The sequence below is a fragment of the Streptomyces sp. NPDC126503 genome (genome assembly GCF_040302405.1).
Taxonomy (GTDB): domain Bacteria; phylum Actinomycetota; class Actinomycetes; order Streptomycetales; family Streptomycetaceae; genus Streptomyces; species Streptomyces gulbargensis.
The window spans coordinates 418254-432295 of record NZ_JBEORS010000002.1 but is presented as its reverse complement, the minus strand read 5'-3'; the positions used below and the strand labels follow the sequence as shown (position 1 = coordinate 432295).

Sequence of the window (14042 nt, the reverse complement as noted above, 5' to 3'; positions counted from 1 at the left end):
GTTCAGACCTCCAGGAGGGTGTCGAAGTCGGACGCCAGCGCCTGCCAGGCCTCGCGGCCGGCCGCGTACTCGGCGTCGGTGAGCAGGCAGGAGCCGAGGACCTCGGCGAGGCCGTCGCGGTCCAGGCCGGGCGAGGTGAAGACGAGGTGCTGGCAGCGGTCGCCGTGTTCGGGGTGCCAGTCGAGGGCGGCCGCCGCGCGGCGGACCGGCGGCACCATCTCCCAGGCGGCGTCGGGCAGCGAGGCCAGCCAGGGCCCGGCGCTCTCCACGCAGAGCGCGCCGCCCGCCGCGTCCCAGGCGAGCAGGGTGTCGGGCTTGTCCGCCAGCCAGAAGCGGCCCCGGCTGCGGGCCGCCGCGCAGGTCAGGTCCTCCAGGGCCGCGTACAGCCGTCCGGGGTGGAAGGGCCGGTGGTGACGCCAGACGAAGGTGGCGACCCCGCTCGCGTCGGCCTCCTGCGGCAGCAGCGCGCAGGCCGGGTGCTGGGCCGCCGCCGCGGCCTCCACGTCGAAGCCGGCGAAGGCGGCCGCGGCGAGGCCGTCGCCCTCGACGGGGACGCGGTGGGCGGTGGGGTGGAGCTGGGCGAGGAGCGCGCGGTCCTCGTCGTCGGCCTCGGGGCTGTCCAGGACGGCCAGGACCGGGGCGTACTCCAGCTGGCGGGCCCAGGTGTCGGCGACCGTGCGGCGGTCGGTGGCGGCCGCGGCGAGCCCGGCGTCGGCGAGGTCGTCGCCGTTGCCGAGATACGGCAGGACCAGGGCCGGGTCGACGGCGGTGATCACGGCGGTGAGCCGGAGGCCGGCCGCCGCGACGACCTCGGCCATCGCCTTGGGCTCGACGGAGTCCCAGAGTTCGACGACGGCGAGCCGGGTGAGGCCGGAGTCGCGCAGCCGCTCCAGCTCGGGGACGAGGTCCTCGCGCAGGGCGCAGCAGGCGCAGTCGTTGACGAGCGGGGTGTCGTCGGTGGACAGCGTGCCGGTGGCGTCCCGGACGACCCGGGCGACGGTCCCCGTCTCCGGGGCCGTCGCGAGGTCGTGGTGGAGCGCCACGCTGCCGGGGACGGTGGCGAGGAGCCGGTCCACGGCGGCGCGGCGGGCGTCGGAGTGCAGTCCCCCGACCAGGGCGACGGACAGCATCAGCGGGCTGCCCCGGCCGGGGAACCGGCGGCCCCGGGGGCCGGGGTCGCGGGGGCCTGCGGGGTGCGGCGGCCGTAGCGCTTCTCGAAGCGCTCGACGCGGCCGGCGGTGTCCAGGACGCGTGCCGTGCCGGTGTAGAAGGGGTGGCTCGCCGAGGAGATCTCCACGTCGACCACGGGGTAGGTGCGGCCGTCCTCCCATTCCACGGTCTTGTCACTGGTGAGCGTGGAGCGGGTGAGGAAGGCGAAGCCGCCCGCCCTGTCGCGGAAGACGACGGGCTCGTACGGGGGGTGGATGCCGGGCTTCATGCGGGGTCAGCGCTCCTCTCGGAAGTCGACGTGACGGCCTGCCACCGGGTCGTACTTGCGCAGGGTCAGGCGGTCGGGGTCGTTGCGGCGGTTCTTGCGGGTGACGTAGGTGAACCCGGTGCCGGCGGTGGACCGGAGCTTGATGACGGGGCGGAGTTCGTTGCGGGCCATGCCGTGTAGAGTAAATGAAAATGAATTCCATTACCAATGACGTCCTGGAGAGGTAGGTCACCCTTGTCCGCCCACTGCCAGCTGACCGGCGCGCAGCCCGGATTCGGCAACCGGATCTCGCACTCCCACCGCCGCAGCTCCCGCCGCTTCGACCCCAACATCCAGCGCAAGCGCTACTGGCTCCCCAGCGAGGGCCGGTACGTCCGGCTGACACTCAGCGCCCGCGGGATCAAGACCGTCGACACCCTCGGCATCGAGGCCGCCGTCGCCCGCATCCGCGCCCGGGGGGTGAAGGTCTGATGGCCAAACGCAGCAAGATCGCCCGCGACGAGCGGCGCAGGACGGTCGTCGCCCGCTACGCCGAGCGGCGCGCCGAACTGAAGGACCTCATCCGCCGCCCCTCCACCCCCGCCGACGTCCGGGAGGCCGCCGTACGCGAGCTGAGCCGCCAGCCGCGTGACGCGAGCGCGACCCGGGTCCGCAACCGCGACGCGGTCACGGCCGCCCCCGGGGCCATCTGCGGAAGTTCGGCCTGTCCCGGATCCGGGTCCGGGAGCAGGCGCACGCCGGGTTCCTGCCCGGGGTGCGGAAGTCCTCCTGGTGAGGTGAGCCGGGCCCGCCGGCACCGGTCACGGGGGCGGGCGGGCGCGGGCCCCTCAGGCGTTCCGCAGCGCCCCGGACAGGTCGTCCAGGGCCTCCAGGAGCAGGCGGGCCGCCTTGCGCAGGACCGGGTCCGGCACCTCCGTGTCCCAGGCCGCGAGCGTGCGCCGCAGCTCGTCCCAGTCCGGCTCGCGCCGCTCCCGGACCGCCTTCGCGCCCCGCTCGGTCACCCGGCGCAGGGCCTCCGCGAGGCGGGCGGCGGCGGGCAGCGGCGGGGCGCCGGGTTCCGGGAGGTGCGCCTCCAGGAGCATCGCGGCCCGCCCGAACTGCGCCAGGGCGTGCCCGGCCTCCTCCGCCACCGCGTGCGACAGGCCCCGGTGCCGCACCGGCTCGTGGGTCGCCCGCCCCACCGCCTCCTGCCACGCGACCCGCGCCGCCCGGGTGCCGAGCAGCGCCTCGCGTACGGCGGACCCCGGCGCCCCGGCCGGGTCGGCGTACCGGGCCGCGACCGCCGCCGCGTACCGCCCGGCCGCGGCCAGCCAGTCCGCGAGCCGGCCGCGCAGCCGGGGCGTCTCCCAGGCCGGGTAGACGGCGTACGCCAGCATGGCGAGGAGCCCGCCGAGCAGGGTCAGCAGCACCCGCTCCCGTACGGTCTGGGTCGGCCCCTCACCCACCATGCCGAGCAGCAGGACGACGTACGCGGCCACGCAGACCTGCGCGACCGCGTACCCCGTCCGCATCAGCAGGTACATCCCGAAGGCGCACAGCACCGCGAGGGCGGCGGACGTGTACAGGCCCGGGTGCGCCGCCCGCACCACCCCCGTCGCCAGCGCCACGCCGACCAGGGTGCCGCCGAACCGCGCTACGGAACGCGCGTACGTCTGCGTGAAGTCCGGGCGCATCACCATCACCGAGGTCATGGGCGCCCAGTAGCCGTGGCCGAACGGCAGCGCCGTGCCGAGGAGATACCCGGCCGCCGTGACCGCCGAGACGCGCAGCGCGTGCCGCAGGACCGGCGAGCCGGGGCGCAGCTCGGCACGGACTTTCGCCAGGACGACCGGCACGAGCCGCACCAGGGTGGGGCGGGTGAGGGTGGCGGAGTGGTGCGGCGGCCGGGCGCCGGCGGTCTGAGTGCGGGGCTCCGCCGTCTCCAGGACGTCGCCGAGCAGGGCGGCGAGGCGGAGCGCGGCGCGCTGCGGCGGCCCGGAGAGGATCGCGCCGGTGTCCGGGGTGCGCAGCGCGGCGAGCGCGGGCCCGGGGAGGGCGACGGGCTCGCCGTGCCGGATCGCGTGGGCGGCGGCGTCCAGGACGGTGGCCGCCGCGCCGAGCAGCTCCCGCACCCGGTCCCGCTGCGGCCCCTCCGGCGGCACCCCGACCGCCGGATCGGCCAGCGAGGCCAGCACCGGGCGGATCCGCTCGGCCAGGCCCCGGGCCCCGTGCAGCTCCGCCGGCCGGCGGCGGGCCTCGCGGGGCGTGACGGCGGCGGCGCTGCGGGCCGTCATGAGCGGTACGGGGTCGAAGGCGGCCACCGGGTCGTGCCGCAGGCGCCGGGCGTAGTCGGCCTCGGCCGCGAGCGCGTCCGCGAGGGCGTCGCGCTGGGCACCCCAGCGGCGCACGGGCAGCAGGACGACCAGGAGGGCCTGCACCACCCCGCCCGCGAAGATCACGGCGGCGTGGCCCGCGGCGGTGGCGACGGAGGTCGGGAGCGTGACCGTGACCAGCATCATCGCCACGTTGGAGGAGGCGATCAGGCCGGCGGTGGGGCCGGCCGCCCAGGCGAGCCCGGCCAGGAAGGTCCACAGGAGCAGGAGAACGAGGAACGCGAGCGTGTGGGCCCCGGTGAGGTAGCCGGCGAAGGTCGACACGGCGAGGCTCGCCCCGGAGGCGAGCGCGAGGGTGGGGCGGGGACGCCAGGACCGCTGGAAGGTGGCGATCGCCGCCTGGAAGGCCCCGAAGGCCGAGGACACGGCGACGGCCGGCCCGAAGAGCGCGAGCGCCACCCCGACGACGAGCGCGAGGCCGAGCGCCCCCCGCGCGGCCACCAGAGGTTCGAGCCGCCGCCGCTCGACGGCGAACCCGGAGCGGGCGGTCTGCTTCAGGGCGCGGAGCCAGCTCATGGCCCGAGCGTATCCAGGCGGGGGTCGTATCGGGCATTTCGGCCCGCCGGGGGTGGCTGGAGGCAGGGGCGACCCCAAGGCGGGGGCCCTGCCGGGCCGGGCGGAGGCGGGAGCGCCGTGGTGCCGGGCGGAGGCGGGAGCGCCGTGGTGCCGGGCGGAGGCGGGAGCGCCGTGGTGCCGGGCGGAGGCGGGAGCGCCGTGGTGGGCCGGCTCAGGGCGCCTGCCCGGAGGGACAGGCCTCCCGGCGCCGGTCCCGCCGCTCACCCCCACCCCGGGACGACAGGCCCCTACGGCAGGCGAGGCCGGCCCGGGTGGAGGCCGGCGCGGTCGGCGGCGGTGGCGCCGTGGGTCCAGCCGGCCTCGTCCCAGGCGGCGCGGACGCGGGTCGTGCGGGTCTCCGGGAAGAGCTGGTCGGTGCGGGCCGCCACGGCCACCTCGCGGCTCGCGAGGGCCGGGAGGAGGGACGGCGCCTCGGAGGCGACCCGCCGTGAGGTCGCCGACAGCCGCGCGCCGAGCCGGTTCGCGTACGCGAGCAGGAAGGACTGCCGGAAGGACTTCGTGCGCTTGCGGCCCGCCGCCCGCTGCTCCGCCTCCGCCCGCGTCATCGCCGCCGTGCCCTGCACCAGCAGCGAGGTGTAGAGGAGTTCCACCGGGTCGAGGTCCGCCTCGAAGCCGATCACCGTCGAGAAGCCGTACGCCTCGTTCCACACCGCCCGGCAGTGGTTCGCCGTGGCCACCGCGTCCAGCAGGATCGCCTTCGCCTGCTCGTACGGCGGCTCCACCCCGATCCGGATCGCGCCGGGCGTCTCCGGGGAGGGCGCGCCCGCCGCGAGGGAGGCCTCGTCCAGGCTGTGCCGGGCCATCAGTTCCTGGGCCTTCGCCGTGAGCGCCTCCGCCTCCTGCGGGTAGCCGGTGGCCTCGGCCTTCGCCAGCAGCGCCCTGATGCGGCTGAGCATCCGGGGCTCCCCGGCCGCGGCGGGCGGCAGGACGTCACCCGGCACCGGCCCGACCGCGTCCAGGCGCGGCAGCCGGACCAGCAGCCGGTAGAGCTCCAGGACGGCCGTCGCGTACGAGAAGCGGTCGGCCGTCCAGCCCGGCGGCTCCAGCTCGTCCAGCTGGGCCCGCCAGCGGCGCGGGAGCGTCCCGTACCGGGCCGTCTCCTTCGCGATCAGGCCGGACAGGAGACGGACGTGTTCGTCCGACAGCTCGCGCCGCACCACGCGCGCCAGGTCCGCGGGCTGCCAGCCGCGCTCCCACAGGGTCCGTACGAACTCCTCGCCCTGTCGCGCCAGTTCGGCGTCCGCGCCCGGGTCGGCGGCGAGCCGGGACGCGGCCGTGTCGAGGGAGTGGTCGTCCCGGGTGTGCAGGGCGGCCCGCAGGGCCTGTGCGACGGTGGTCGCCTCGGTGCGCCCCTCCGACATGGCTGTGCCTCCTTCGGCGGTCCTGTCCGTCTCGGCACGATGGTCTCAGGCGGCGGGGGCGCGGGGGCCGCGCGGGCCTCGGAGGTAGGCCTGGCCCTACCCCCGGGACGCCCGGCAGTGGCCGTGACCGGGACCGGCCGAAACGGTTCGCTGGAGCCATGACCACCACGCCGACCACACCCGACCCGCCCGCCACCCCGGCCCCCCGTGTCCCCGGCCTGCCCGCCGCGCCGGCCGCGCCCGTGGCCGTACGCCTCCGGGGCCTCGTCCGGCGGCACCGGGACGTCCGCGCCCTCGACGGCGTCGACCTCGACCTCCCCGCCGGCACCTTCACCGCCGTCATGGGCCCGTCCGGCTCCGGCAAGTCCACCCTGCTCCGGTGCGCGGCCGGGCTCGACCGGCCGACGGCGGGCAGCGTGGAGGTCGGCGGCGTCCGCCTGGACGGCCTGGGCGAGCGGCGGCTGACGCTGCTGCGGCGGGACCTCATCGGTTTCGTCTTCCAGTCCTTCAACCTCCTCCCCTCCCTGACGGCCGCGCAGAACGTGGCCCTCCCGCTCCGCCTCGCCGGCCGCCGCCCGTCCCGCCACGAGGTGCGGGAGGCACTGGCCCGCGTCGGCCTCGCCGGGCGGGAGCGGCACCGGCCCGGCGAACTGTCCGGCGGGCAGTGCCAGCGGGTCGCCGTCGCCCGCGCCCTGATCACCCGCCCGGCCGTCCTCTTCGCCGACGAGCCGACCGGGGCGCTGGACTCGACGACCGGCCGCGAGGTCCTGGACCTGCTGCGCGGCCTGGTCGACGGCGGGCAGACCGTCGTCATGGTCACCCACGATCCGGTGGCGGCGGCCCGCGCGGACCGGGTCGTCCTCCTGGTCGACGGGCGGGTCACCGGCGAGCTGCGGGCGCCGACGGCCGGCGCCGTCGCGGCCCGCATGGCCGCCCTGGAGAGCGCCCCGGGAGCCTCCCGGGAACGTGCCGGTGAGACGTCGCGGGAGGTTTCGGAGGCGGGCTGGTGGCAGGGCCCGGTGGAAGACCCGTGGGAGGGTCGCGGCGCGGGCCCGGTGGCGGGCACCGGAAAGGACACCGCCCCGGCCGGAACCACCGGCGCCGGTCCGCGCGTCACCACGGGAGCGGCGGAGGGCGCGGAATGCTGAGCGTCGCCGCCGCCGGGCTGCGCGCCCGCTGGGCCTCCCTCCTCGGCGGGTTCCTGGCCCTCGCCCTCGGCGTGGGGCTGCTCGTCACGACGGGCCTCGGACTCTCCGCCACCTTCCGCGCGCCGGACCGCGCCCCCGAGCGGTTCGCCTCCTCGCCCGTCGTGGTCCAAGGGCAGGACCGGCTCACCCTGCCCGTCCGGCGCGGGCCGGGCACCGCGACCGTGTCCCGGCCGCTCGACCGTCCACAGCCTGTGGACAGCGAACTGCTGCGCGAGCTGCGCGCCCGCTGGACCGTCACCGCCTCCGGCGGGCCCGACGCCGTGGGCGTGGACGCCCCGGCCGCCGGCGTACGCGCCCTCGTCGGCGATCGCGCCCGGGTCCTCACCGGCGCCGACCGCCGCCGCGCCGACCCCGGCCACACGGCGGACGCCGAGGCGCTCACCGGCCTCAACGCCCTCCTCGGCACCTCCGGCGGCGTCGCCGTCTTCGTCTCCGTCTTCGTCGTCGCCTCCACCTTCGCCTTCGCGGTCGCCCTGCGCCGCCGCGAGTTCGGCCTCCTGCGCGCGGCCGGAGCCACCCCCGGTCAGGTCCGCCGGCTGCTCCTCACGGAGGCGGCGGCGGTGGGCGCGCTCGCCTCGGCGACCGGGTGCGTCCTCGGCTCCCTCGGTGCGCCCGTCCTCGCCCGGACGCTGGTGGAGCAGGGACTGGCACCCGCTTGGTTCAGGGCCGGGGACGCCGCCTGGCCGTACCACCTGGCCTTCTGGACGGGGCTGGCCGTCGCCCTCAGCGGGGCCGCCGCCGCCTCCCACCGTGCCGGGAGGACCGGCCCCACGGCCGTCCTGCGCGAGGCCGACGTCGACGCCGGCGCCCTCCCTGCGGGCCGGGCGCTGCTCGGCGCGGGGCTGCTCCTCACCGGGGCGGGGCTGCTCCTCCACACGTACGCCACCGACCCCTCCGCGCTGCTCAAGCGCAAGACGTACACGACCCTCCCGATGCTGCTCATCGGCGGCACGGCCCTGCTGGCGCCGCTGCTCGTCCGGCCCCTGACCCGCCTGCTGCCGGCGGGCGGGGCGGTCGGCACGCTCGTACGGGAGAACAGCCGGGCCGCCGTGCGCCGCACCGCCGCCGTCGCCGCGCCCGTCCTGGTGGCCGTCGCGCTGGCCGGGACGCTGTTCGGTTCGGCGGCGAGCGTGACGCGGGCCAGGGGCGCCGAGGCCCGGGAGGCGACGGCGGCCTCGTGGGTGGCGACGGGCGAGCGGCTGCGGCCGGTCGCGGCGCCACCCGGGACCGTGGTGTCCGCCTCCGGGGCGACCACCCTCTTCGTACGGGAGGGGGCCGAGGCGGTCGTACGGTACGTGGCCCGTGCCGTCGACGACCCGGCGGCCTTCGCCGAGCTGGCCCGGCTCCCGGTCGTCGCGGGTGACCTGCGCGACCTGGACGACCGGTCGATCGTCGTCCACGAGGAGTTCGAGCGCCGCCGGGTCGGGGAGTCCGTCGACGTGTGGACGGCGGACGGGCGGGGTCCGGTACGGCTCCGGGTGGCGGCCGTCCTCGCCCGCGGCACGGGCGGCAACGGGCCCTACGTCACGCGGGCGAACGCCCCCGGTTCGGCCGTCGACCGCATCGAGGCGGGTGGCGGCGAGGAGGAGGCGGTCACGGGCGCCCTGGCGGCGAGCGGCGGGCAGGTCGCGACCGTCGCGGCGCGCACGGCCGCCGACCACCCCCCGAGCAGCCCGCAGGCGCGGGCCGGCCTGGCCCTGGTCCTGGGCATCGCCGTCGTCTACGCGCTGATCGCGCTCGTCAACACGCTGCTCATGGCGACCTCGGTACGCGGCGGGGAACTGTCCTCGCTCCGGCTCGCCGGCGCCACCCGCGCGCAGACCGTGCGGGTCGTGGCGGGCGAGGCGCTGTTCGCCGTGGCGATCGGGACGGTCCTCGGCCTGGGGGTGACGGCGCTCTGCCTCGGCACCCTCGGCGCGGGCCTCGCCGCCCTGTCGGCACCGACCGCCCTCGCCCTGCCGTGGGCCACGGTCGGCGCGGTGGCCGTGACGTGCGCGGCGGCCGCGGTCGCGGCGGCGGCCCTCCCCGCGTGGCGCCTCACGCGCTGAGCGGCCATGGTGGGACACGGGGCGGTGACCGGGGTCGGAGCCGGGTCACCGCCCCGCCCCGTGGGGTCCGGCGTCCCGGCCCCCCCGGTCGCGCCCCAGGTGGACGCGGGGCGGATGCCCCTGGTCACCGGCGGTGGGGGTTGAGAGGATCCGACCGCCGTACACGCAGGAGCACGACCGTGGAGGGGTGACCATGTACGCGACCCGACTGGGTGACGACGGGGCGGAGCTGCGTCCGCTCGAACCGTGGCAGGCCGGGGAGTTCCTGGCGCACATGGACCGGGGGCGGGAGTTCATCGGCGCGCGCAACGGGCTGCCGGACGTCGTGAAGGACCTCGAGTCGAGCCGGGCGTTCCTGCGGGCGTACGCCGAGAAGGCGGCCGCCGACACGGGCCGCATCCATGGCATCTGGCTCGACGGCACCCTGGTCGGCGCGGTCATCCTGCGCACCCTCGACGTCTCCGCGGGAGTGGCGGAGGCGGGCTGCTGGCTCGAACCCGCCGCGGTGGGGCGCGGATTGGTGACCCGGGCGGCGCGGAAGCTCATCGGCTGGGCGATCGAGGTGCGGGGCGTCCACCGGGTGGAGTGGGTCGTGTCCGCCGACAACGAGCCGAGCATCGCGGTCGCCCGCCGGCTGGGCATGAAGCGGGACGCCGTCCTGCGGGAGAGCTACCACTACCGGGGCCGGCGGATCGACGAGGAGGTCTGGTCGGTCCTCGCCCCGGACTGGCACGCCGCCGCCGGGCCCCGGCCCCGCTGAGCAGCGGACCCGGCCCGGCCTGAGGGACACCGGGGCCGGACCGCGACACCGGCCCCGGAGCGCCGGCGGGCGCCCCGCCCCCTACGGGACCAGCACCAGCTTCCCCCGCGCGTGGCCCGATTCGCTCAGGTCCTGGGCCCGGGCCGCCTCCTTCAGGGGGAGGGTTTCGGCCAGGCGGACCCGCAGGGTTCCCCCGGCCGCGGCGCGGGCCTGGGCGGTGAGCCAGGACCGTACCGACTCCCGGTCCGCCATCAGGCCCGAGAAGGCGATGCCGTGCTCCGCCGCGTCCGGCGACGCGATCGTCACGATCCGCTCCTTCGCCGCCCGGCCCTCCCCTCCCAGCAGGCCGATCGCCACCGGCAGCACCCCGTGCCCGGCCGCGTCGAACACCGCGTCCACCCCCTGCGGGGCCGCCGCCCGTACCCGCTCGGCCAGCCCGTCCCCGTACGCCACCGGAAGCACGCCCAGCTCCCGCAGGTACGCGTGGTTGCCCTCCGACGCGCTGCCGACGACCGTGATCCCGTCCGCCGCCGCGAGCTGCGCCGCCACCGTCCCGACCACGCCCGCCGCCCCGTGCAGGAACAGCGTCTCGCCCGCCCGGACCCCGATCAGGTTTAGGACCCGGCGGGCCGTCTCCCCCGCCACCGGCAGGCTCGCGGCGGCCTCCCAGGAGAGGCCGGCGGGCTTGGGCAGGACCAGGTCGGCCAGCGCGTACCGGGCGTAGGCACCGGTCTTCGTCCAGCCGAACACCTCGTCCCCCACGGCCAGCCCCGTCGCCTCCGCCGCACCCGCACCGAGCGCGTCGACCCGGCCCGCGAACTCCAGCCCCGGCACCGCGGGAAACGTCGTCGGGTAGAACTCCTCCACCCATCCGTAACGGCGCTTCCAGTCCACCGGGTTGACCCCGGCCGCCACAACCTCGACCCGCACCTCGCCGGGCCCCGGCTCCGGCACGGCCGCGTCCGTCACGTGGCGCAGCACCTCGGACCCGCCGAACTCCTCGTACACGATCGCTTCCATCGTCCCCTCCACAGCGGCCCGTTCGTCCGCGACAGCCCCAGCCTGCGCCCCGGACCCGCCGCGCCCCGCCCTCCCGACGGCCAGTCGCACCTGGCCGAAAGAACGGCCGCCCGGGCGGGCCGCTTCACTAGGCTCCCGACCATGGACGCGCTCACGCTGACCACCGCGTACGAGATCCTCCGGCAGCCGCTCGGCGACATCCTGCCCCGGGTCTCCGCCGCCCTCGCCCCGATCGTCCCGCACGTCGGCGCCGCCGAACTGTCCACGCACTGCGCCCACTCCCCCTTCAAGACGGCCGGCGGTACGGAGCTGCTCACCGCCGCCGAACTGGCACCGCTCCTCGACGCGGGCGTGCCGGGGAAGCCCTGGCAGGGGACGGCCACCGTCGGCGGCAGGGAGCGGGCGGTCGTCGCCGTCGCCAGCGACGCCACCCTGCGCGGCTCGGTCCTCGTGCTCGTGCGGGAGAACGGCTCCGCCCCCGCGGGCCCGGACGAACTCGCCGTCGCACAGGCCCTCTGGGACCTGGTGACCAGCCACTTCGACCGGTTCGCCAGCGAGGCCCTGCCGGGTGCGCTGGCCCGCTCGCGGACGGCGGCCGACACCCGGGCGCGGGTGATCGCCGAGCTGACGGCCACGCACGCGGCGGCGCTCTCCGGCGTCCTCGCCGTGCTCCGCAGCCGCGCCCTGGACGACACCACGGCCCGCGCGACCGCCACCGACCTGGCCGCCACCGCGCTCGTCGAGACGCGGTCCGCGTGGCACCGCGACCGGGCGCTCGCCGAGGAGCCCGCACAGGAGGCGTTCGGGCGGCTGGCCGACGAACTCCGCCCGCTGCTGCGGCACAGCCCCGTCCGGCTCGACCTGGGGGCGCCCGACTCGGCGCGTTCCCTCCCGGCGGATGTGGCCCACAGCGCGCGGGCGATCGTCCGCTCACTCCTCCTGATCGTCCTGGAGCAGGAGCCGGTGCGGCGGGTCCACGTCGGCTGGCAGCTGACGGAACAGGAGCTGCGGGTCGCCGTGCGGGACGACGGGCCGGGCGCCCTGTCCTCCTGCGAGGTCGGCGCGGGCACCGTCCGGGACCGCCTGGAGGTGCTCGGCGGACGCCTCGACGTGGACTCCGTGCCCGGGTGGGGCACCACGCTGACGGCGGTGATCCCGCTGGCCACCCCGCAGGCTCCGGCGGAGGCCGCGCACCCGCTGGCCGGACTCGGCGAGCGGGAGGTGCAGGTGCTGCGGCACCTGGCCCTCGGGCACCGGAACCGGCGGATCGCGCAGGAGCTGCACATCAGCGAGTCGACGGTGAAGTTCCACGTGGCGAACATCCTCACCAAGCTGGGCGTCGCCTCGCGCGGCGAGGCCGCCGCCCTCTTCCACGCGGCGGCCTGAGACCGCGCGGCCCCGCCCGGTGGCGGTCCTGACCGGTGGCGGTCCTGATCGGTGGAGTCCCGGCGGCGCCTTCGCGGGGCTGTCAGTGGCGGGTGCCAGACTCGCACCCATGAGCGAGAGGTGGGCGCTGGCCGCCGAGCCGGAAGGGGACGGCGTGCTGCTCGTCCCCCTCGGGCCGGACGGGCTGCCCGCCGGCGAGGCGCGGCGCGCACCGGACGCGGTGACGGCGGTGCGGTCCCGGCCGGAGGTCGCCCGGTGGGTGTGGCGGTCGACGGCCGAGGTGTATCCGCGGCTGCTCGCCGCCGGGGTGCGGGTCGAGCGGTGCTACGACGTCGAGGCGGCCGAGCAGCTGCTCCTCGGGCACGAGGGGCGCCTGGGCGAGCCCCGCTCGGCGGCCGCGGCCTGGGCGCGCCTGCGGAACGCGCCCGTACCACCCGACCCTCCGCAGCGCGGCGCCGAACCGGGCACGCAGGCCTCCCTCTTCGAGCCGCGTCCGGCCGCGCCCGTCCCCTTCGAGGGGCTCCTCGCCGTCTACGCGGAGCAGCAGCGCCGGCACGACCGGGCCGAGCATCCGGGCCGGATGCGGCTGCTCACGGCCGCCGAGTCGGCGGGAATGCTCGTCGCCGCCGAGATGCACCGGGCGGGGCTGCCGTGGCGGGCCGACGAGCACCGGGAGCTGCTGCGGGAGCTGCTCGGCGAGCGGTACGCGGGCGGCGGGGAGCCGCGCCGGCTGGCCGAGCTGGCGGACGAGGTGTCGGCCGCCTTCGGCCGCCGGGTCCGTCCGGACCTGCCCGCCGACGTGGTGAAGGCGTTCGCGCAGGCCGGCATCCGGGTGCGGTCCACGCGCCGCTGGGAGCTGGAGGAGATCGACCATCCGGCGGTGAAGCCGCTGATCGCCTACAAGAAGCTGTACCGGATCTGGACGGCGCACGGCTGGTCGTGGCTGGCGGACTGGGTGCGCGACGGCCGGTTCCGGCCGGAGTACGTGCCCGGCGGCACGGTCAGCGGGCGGTGGACGACGAGCGGCGGCGGGGCGCTGCAGATCCCGAAGGTGATCCGGCGGGCGGTCGTCGCGGACGAGGGCTGGCGGCTCGTGGTCGCGGACGCCGACCAGATGGAGCCGCGGGTGCTGGCCGCGATCTCCCGGGACCCCGGGCTCATGGAGGTGGCCGGGCACCCCGACGACCTGTACACGCGCCTGTCCGACCGGGCGTTCTCCGGCGACCGGAACCACGCCAAACTCGCGCTGCTCGGCGCGATCTACGGCCAGACCAGCGGCGACGGCCTGAAGAACCTGGCGGCCCTGCGCCGCCGCTTCCCGCGCGCCGTGGCCTACGTCGACGAGGCGGCGAAGGCCGGCGAGGAGGGCCGGCTCGTACGGACCTGGCTCGGCCGGACCAGCCCCCGGGCGGTGGGCGCGGGCGAGGACGAGGAGGCCGGCATCCCGCAGGAGGCGGCGGACCTGCCGGCGGAGGACGGCGGACCGGGGTCCGGGTTCACGCCCGGGTACGCCTCCGGGAACGCGCGGGCGCGCGGCCGGTTCACCCGCAACTTCGTCGTCCAGGGCAGCGCCGCCGACTGGGCCCTGGTGATGCTGGCGGCGCTGCGGCGGGCGCTCGCGGGGATGCGGGCCGAGCTGGTCTTCTTCCAGCACGACGAGGTGATCGTGCACTGCCCGCGTCAGGAGGCGGCGGCCGTGGCGGAGGCGATCCGGGAGGCCGGGGACGAGGCGGGGCGGGTCACGTTCGGGGTGACGCCGGTGCGCTTCCCGTTCACGACGGCCGTGGTCGAGCGGTACTCCGACGCCAAGTAGGCGGCGCGCTCCCGGCGGGGGGAGGGGGACGCGGGCCGGAGGAGACCCCACCGCTCCTCC

General features: G+C 77.4%; 11 protein-coding genes and 2 pseudogenes. 7 read left to right on the top strand and 6 right to left on the bottom strand.

Annotated elements, in window-relative coordinates:
• Window positions 1–2 precede the first annotated feature (2 nt).
• From ABTY40_RS04810 to rpmG, 3 genes are read right to left on the bottom strand one after another with little or no spacing between them, the layout of a single operon-like run.
• Window positions 3–1130, bottom strand: a complete 1128-nt coding sequence (locus tag ABTY40_RS04810; protein WP_352058154.1) for a CobW family GTP-binding protein — start codon at window positions 1128–1130, stop codon at window positions 3–5.
• On the bottom strand, window positions 1130–1438 hold the full coding sequence (locus ABTY40_RS04805) for a type B 50S ribosomal protein L31 (RefSeq protein ID WP_352058153.1): 309 nt from the start codon (window positions 1436–1438) through the stop codon (window positions 1130–1132). The genes ABTY40_RS04810 and ABTY40_RS04805 overlap by 1 nt, the downstream gene beginning before the upstream one ends.
• 6 nt (window positions 1439–1444) lie before the next feature.
• Window positions 1445–1609 (bottom strand): 50S ribosomal protein L33, encoded by a 165-nt coding sequence (gene rpmG / locus ABTY40_RS04800; RefSeq protein ID WP_044382365.1) that lies wholly within the window; start codon window positions 1607–1609, stop codon window positions 1445–1447.
• Between the two features lie 63 nt (window positions 1610–1672).
• Between rpmG and rpmB the strand changes: the two genes are divergently transcribed.
• Both rpmB and rpsN read left to right on the top strand, forming a co-directional pair.
• Window positions 1673–1909, top strand: a complete 237-nt coding sequence (rpmB, locus tag ABTY40_RS04795) for a 50S ribosomal protein L28 (RefSeq protein WP_345287948.1) — start codon at window positions 1673–1675, stop codon at window positions 1907–1909.
• Window positions 1909–2213, top strand: a pseudogene (gene rpsN / locus ABTY40_RS04790) (30S ribosomal protein S14). The gene rpmB and the pseudogene rpsN overlap by 1 nt, the downstream one beginning before the upstream one ends.
• Before the next feature lie 52 nt (window positions 2214–2265).
• On the opposite strand, the gene ABTY40_RS04785 reads toward rpsN, so the two are convergent.
• Window positions 2266–4326, bottom strand: coding sequence for an FUSC family protein (locus ABTY40_RS04785; RefSeq protein ID WP_352058152.1), 2061 nt, complete (start codon window positions 4324–4326; stop codon window positions 2266–2268).
• Between the two features lie 287 nt (window positions 4327–4613).
• Window positions 4614–5747: a DUF2786 domain-containing protein gene (locus ABTY40_RS04780; protein WP_352058151.1), complete on the bottom strand. Its 1134-nt coding sequence runs from the start codon at window positions 5745–5747 to the stop codon at window positions 4614–4616.
• Between the two features lie 158 nt (window positions 5748–5905).
• Here ABTY40_RS04780 and ABTY40_RS04775 point away from each other — a divergent pair.
• The 3 genes and pseudogenes from ABTY40_RS04775 to ABTY40_RS04765 all read left to right on the top strand — a co-directional run.
• Window positions 5906–6697: pseudogene (locus ABTY40_RS04775) on the top strand (ABC transporter ATP-binding protein); the annotation flags it as partial.
• 191 nt (window positions 6698–6888) lie between these two features.
• A complete protein-coding gene (locus tag ABTY40_RS04770; protein WP_352058150.1) occupies window positions 6889–9003 on the top strand; it encodes an FtsX-like permease family protein in 2115 nt (704 codons plus the stop codon).
• A gap of 193 nt (window positions 9004–9196) precedes the next feature.
• Entirely contained in the window at window positions 9197–9763 is a 567-nt protein-coding gene (locus tag ABTY40_RS04765) for a GNAT family N-acetyltransferase (RefSeq protein WP_352058149.1), read from the top strand.
• A gap of 81 nt (window positions 9764–9844) precedes the next feature.
• On the opposite strand, the gene ABTY40_RS04760 is transcribed toward ABTY40_RS04765, so the two are convergent.
• A complete protein-coding gene (locus tag ABTY40_RS04760; protein WP_352058148.1) occupies window positions 9845–10783 on the bottom strand; it encodes an NADP-dependent oxidoreductase in 939 nt (312 codons plus the stop codon).
• A gap of 141 nt (window positions 10784–10924) precedes the next feature.
• Here ABTY40_RS04760 and ABTY40_RS04755 point away from each other — a divergent pair, with 141 nt between their 5' ends.
• Both ABTY40_RS04755 and ABTY40_RS04750 read left to right on the top strand, forming a co-directional pair.
• Window positions 10925–12169 (top strand): LuxR C-terminal-related transcriptional regulator, encoded by a 1245-nt coding sequence (locus ABTY40_RS04755; RefSeq protein WP_352058147.1) that lies wholly within the window; start codon window positions 10925–10927, stop codon window positions 12167–12169.
• Window positions 12170–12278: 109 nt separating this feature from the next.
• Complete coding sequence (locus ABTY40_RS04750; RefSeq protein WP_352058146.1) at window positions 12279–13982, top strand: bifunctional 3'-5' exonuclease/DNA polymerase; 1704 nt, start codon at window positions 12279–12281, stop codon at window positions 13980–13982.
• Window positions 13983–14042 lie beyond the last annotated feature (60 nt).

Coding starts and splice junctions, on each gene's coding strand:
- ABTY40_RS04770 (WP_352058150.1), top strand. CDS start 6,889: ATGCTGAGCGTCGCCGCCGCCGGGCTGCGCGCCCGCTGGGCCTCCCTC.
- ABTY40_RS04760 (WP_352058148.1), bottom strand. CDS start 10,783: ATGGAAGCGATCGTGTACGAGGAGTTCGGCGGGTCCGAGGTGCTGCGC.
- ABTY40_RS04785 (WP_352058152.1), bottom strand. CDS start 4,326: ATGAGCTGGCTCCGCGCCCTGAAGCAGACCGCCCGCTCCGGGTTCGCC.
- ABTY40_RS04810 (WP_352058154.1), bottom strand. CDS start 1,130: ATGCTGTCCGTCGCCCTGGTCGGGGGACTGCACTCCGACGCCCGCCGC.
- ABTY40_RS04780 (WP_352058151.1), bottom strand. CDS start 5,747: ATGTCGGAGGGGCGCACCGAGGCGACCACCGTCGCACAGGCCCTGCGG.
- rpmG (WP_044382365.1), bottom strand. CDS start 1,609: ATGGCCCGCAACGAACTCCGCCCCGTCATCAAGCTCCGGTCCACCGCC.
- ABTY40_RS04750 (WP_352058146.1), top strand. CDS start 12,279: ATGAGCGAGAGGTGGGCGCTGGCCGCCGAGCCGGAAGGGGACGGCGTG.
- ABTY40_RS04755 (WP_352058147.1), top strand. CDS start 10,925: ATGGACGCGCTCACGCTGACCACCGCGTACGAGATCCTCCGGCAGCCG.
- ABTY40_RS04805 (WP_352058153.1), bottom strand. CDS start 1,438: ATGAAGCCCGGCATCCACCCCCCGTACGAGCCCGTCGTCTTCCGCGAC.
- ABTY40_RS04765 (WP_352058149.1), top strand. CDS start 9,197: ATGTACGCGACCCGACTGGGTGACGACGGGGCGGAGCTGCGTCCGCTC.